Below are 2,786 nucleotides of genomic sequence, written 5' to 3' on the forward strand. Positions count from 1 at the left end.
ATTATTGGGAAACCACTCGATCACGTTGATGGTAGGCTGAAAGTAACGGGAGAAGCACCTTACACAGCCGATGTGCCAATAGAGAATTTAACTTATGGAGTGATTTTTCAAAGTGCGATCGCCAGCGGTAAAATTATCCAAATAGACACAACGGCAGCCGCAGTCGCGCCTGGTGTAATAGATATCATTACTTACCAACAAACTCCATCTCTAGTAAAAATACCCTTCTTTGGCCCTCCACAACCTCAGTCAACCGAAAAAGACCATAACATTTACTACGATGGTCAACATCTGGGGATTGTAATTGCCCAAACTTTAGAAGAAGCCCAAACTGCTGCCTATCAGATAAAAATTATCTACGAAGAAACCATTCCTACAGCCACAACGGCACATACAGAGATATTTGAACCCGAATCAGTATTTTTTGGCATGATGCCAGCTAAAATCACTAGAGGCAATCTTGAATCAGCGAAAGCACAGGCAGATGTGGTAGTAGCGCAAGTTTATACCACGCCAATGGAACATCATAATCCCCTAGAACCTTCTGCAACGATTGCAATGTGGGAAGGGGATAACTTGACGCTCTATGAAACCACTCAAGGCGTTTCTGCAACCCAAGGCCGAATCGCGTCTGTTCTGAATATTCCTCAAGAAAATGTCCGCGTCATCTCCAAATATTTAGGCGGCGCATTTGGTTGTAAAGCACTGCTGCGATCGCATACAATTTTAGCTGCGATCGCAGCTCGTCAAGTAAAGCGCCCTGTAAAAGTAGTGTTAACGCGATCGCAAATGTACACAGCTTGCGGCCACCGTTCTGAAACTCAGCAGCAGCTAACGTTAGGTGCAACCAAGGAAGGTAAACTAACCCTGATCAATCACATTGGTACATCCTTAACTTCCCTCTTCGATGACTTTGTAGAACCTGTGGGTGCAGCAACAACAATTATGTACGCCTGTCCCAATTTGGAAATTAAATACCGTTTGGCACGCATCAATACTGCCACACCAACCTTTATGCGGGGGCCAGGAGAAGCAACGGGAATGTTTGCCTTAGAATCGGCAATGGATGAACTGGCATACACCTTAAATATTGACCCAATTGAACTAAGATTAATAAATCATGCAGATATCGAGCCGCACAAAGGATTACCTTGGTCAACTAAATCCCTGAAAGAATGTTACCAAAAAGGAGCAGAAATTTTTGGTTGGTTACAACGCAATCCAGTTCCCCGTTCCATGCGAGATCATCATTTCTTGATTGGTTGGGGAATGGCAAGTGCGACGTTTCCCACGAACATTCAAACTGCATCAGTTAAGGTAAAAATTTTTGCTACTGGAGAAGTGAAAGTACAAAGTGGTACTCAAGACATTGGTACTGGCACTTATACAGTGATGACGCAGGTAGCTGCTGAAGTATTAGGCTTACCAGTGCAGTTTGAACTAGGCGATACTAATCTTCCTAAAGCCCCGATTACAGGGAACTCAATTACCGTTGCCAGTGTTTCCCCGGCGGTACATAAAGCAGCGATCGCCGCACGGGATAAGATAATTAAAATGGCGATCGCAGATCCAAACTCTCTGCTTTACGGATTGCAAGCAGAAGATATTACCGTTGAGTCAGGGCAAATATTTTTAAAACAAGACCCATCAAAGCGAGACAGCTATACCGATATTCTGTGCCGTCATGGATTAGAAAGTTTAGAAGTTACAGAGGAATCTTCACTCAACCCAGAGAATAAACAATATGCCAAACACTCATTTGGTGCGATATTTGTCGAAGTTGCAGTTGATGAATTGTTAGGAGAAATCAAAGTCAGACGTTGCGTAGGCGTTTATGATGCAGGGCGAATTCTCAACTTCAAGACAGCACGGAGTCAAGTTATCGGCGGGATTACCTGGGGAATTGGTATGGCGCTGATGGAGAAAACCGTAATGGATGCAAATCAGGGCAGAATAGTTGGCGCTAATCTTTCCGATTACCTGATTCCGGTTCATGCAGATATCCCTAATATGGAAGTGCAATTTATTGAAGAACACGATCCTTATGTGAATGCACTAGGAACTAAAAGCTTAGGGGAACTTCCGATTGTTGGGGTAGCCGCTGCCATATCTAATGCAGTTTATCATGCCACAGGTAAGCGGATTCGCGATCTACCAATTACACCAGATAAGTTGTTGTGACTGAATAGGTTTGTAGTTTGCGCTTTAGCGCTAAATGGCATTAATGAGGCGAGTATAACTAGCAAGATCGGCTGTGGTGAATCGGTTAACCCATTCAAAAGCTTAAAAGTATTTTTTAATTAATAGCAATCTTGACTAATTTTGCTGTATTTACATGAGAAAATTTTTCATAAAATAACAGGTAGCTGTTTTTCATTGGGTTTAACAGAAACTGTAGTTATCAACATCGTGATGTTTGTCAGGAATGTCGCAATGTTTCGTATTAATATCATGATGTTTGTCAGGAATATTGCAATGTTTCGTATTAATATCGTGATGTTTGCCAGGAATGTCGCAATGTTTCGTATTAATATCGTGATGTTTGTCAGGAATGTTGCAATGTTTCGTATTAATATCGTGATGTTTGCCAGGAATGTTGCAATGTTTGTGAGCAACATCCCAATGTTTCTTGTTTCTTTCTTCAACACCGAGCGCAATGAATCTAAAACCCTCACCCTAAATATCTTTCCCAAGCTTGGCAGAGTGATACAGCACTTCCGGCTATTATGAAGCACAATTTTACCCATATCCCTTTTCTATCCTAACTTTTGAGACTGTATGCGTAC

2 protein-coding genes are annotated in these 2,786 nt (G+C 42.2%); both read left to right on the forward strand.

Features of this window, described 5'->3' with window-relative positions:
- Nucleotides 1-2,181: xanthine dehydrogenase family protein molybdopterin-binding subunit (locus tag IQ229_RS22520; RefSeq protein ID WP_228013658.1), on the forward strand; the 2,181-nt coding region annotated here is incomplete at its 5' end.
- A gap of 294 nt (nucleotides 2,182-2,475) precedes the next feature.
- On the forward strand, nucleotides 2,476-2,730 hold the full coding sequence (locus tag IQ229_RS22525; protein ID WP_194047564.1) for a hypothetical protein: 255 nt from the start codon (nucleotides 2,476-2,478) through the stop codon (nucleotides 2,728-2,730).
- The last annotated feature ends 56 nt before the right edge of the window (nucleotides 2,731-2,786 follow it).

It is taken from the genome of Nostoc cf. edaphicum LEGE 07299 (genome assembly GCF_015207245.1).
In the GTDB taxonomy this organism is placed as follows: Bacteria; Cyanobacteriota; Cyanobacteriia; order Cyanobacteriales; family Nostocaceae; genus Nostoc; species Nostoc edaphicum_B.